This window comes from Protofrankia sp. Cas3, assembly GCF_963555955.1.
GTDB lineage: Bacteria > Actinomycetota > Actinomycetes > Frankiales > Frankiaceae > Protofrankia.
The window spans coordinates 1-1,016 of record NZ_CAUVXP010000237.1; the positions used below are offsets into that span (position 1 = coordinate 1).

Genomic DNA, 1,016 nt, shown 5'->3' on the forward strand with positions numbered 1-1,016 from the left:
GGGCAAATGAGTTGAACGCGCCCGACGTTCCCCTCGTCGGAGCCTTGCATCCGACCTGGTCAAAACGCGGCCCCGACGGTGGGTGGCGCCTGTCAATCCCCGCTCGCGCACAGGCCGGGACACCCGTTTCCGGTTGATTGGCCGCGGTGGTTGTCCCAGGGCCTCGTTCATTGGGCATACCTGGCGGCGGCCCCCACGTCGCCACGCACTAGATGGTGCGGCCGGTGGGGCTGGTGGTGTGGGTGATGGTGGTGCGTCTGTCGATGGGTTCGGCGCCATGCCGTTGACGACGCGCTGTAGGTAGGCCATGAGGACGAGATGAGGGCCGGCCTCGTAGGTACTGCTGGCGGGTGGTGAGAATATCGCCGTTGGCCGTCCAGAACGCAGCGAACTCCGCCAGCAGGCGGGGGAAGTCTGGGTGATCAGGCCGAGGTCCCGGGCGTAGAGGACGTCATCGCTGAACGGCTCGAACACGGTGACGGTCCCGGCCAGCACCGGTTCCATGACCCGGCGAACCCGGGGCTCGGTGAGCTTGTCCGCCAACGAGTCCAGGTGGGTGGCCCGGGCGAGGATAAGCCGTTCCTTCGCCTGTTCCGCATGGTCGACGAAACCCCAGGCCGGCTGGCAACGCCGCACCGCTTGGCAGGGCCGCGGCCATCTCCACCGCCGCGCCGATCACCACCACCCCGTCCGCGTGAACCCCCACCGCGCCAACCGGCCGGCCGCCATGTATCCGATTCCAGAGAGTGCGGCGTGGCCTCACGTTCACGCTAATATCGGTTACCAGAGTTTTCCAACCTGATAACCGAAAAGGAATCTAACGAATACCGTGACACCTTTGCGATCGCGTCTTCTGGCGCCCATGATAGCCGCACTGACCGCTGGTGCGATGCTCGGGATTCTTGCCGCCCTTCTGCTCGCGGTCGACGGATCGGTAGGCCATGCGGTATACCTCGTCTTGGCGGCTGGATGGTCCTGGGCTGCTTTGGCTTTCTGCATCGGCCTTGCGCGAAATA

Annotated in this window: 1 protein-coding gene and 1 pseudogene; both read right to left on the reverse strand. The window is 65.4% G+C overall.

Features of this window, described 5'->3' with window-relative positions:
• Positions 1–279: 279 nt before the first annotated feature.
• Positions 280–603 (reverse strand): annotated as a pseudogene (locus tag U9983_RS28180) (ATP-binding protein); the annotation flags it as partial.
• Between the two features lie 214 nt (positions 604–817).
• Positions 818–1,016, reverse strand: a 199-nt coding sequence (locus U9983_RS26035) for a hypothetical protein (protein ID WP_322756541.1), incomplete at its 5' end; no start/stop codon positions are given.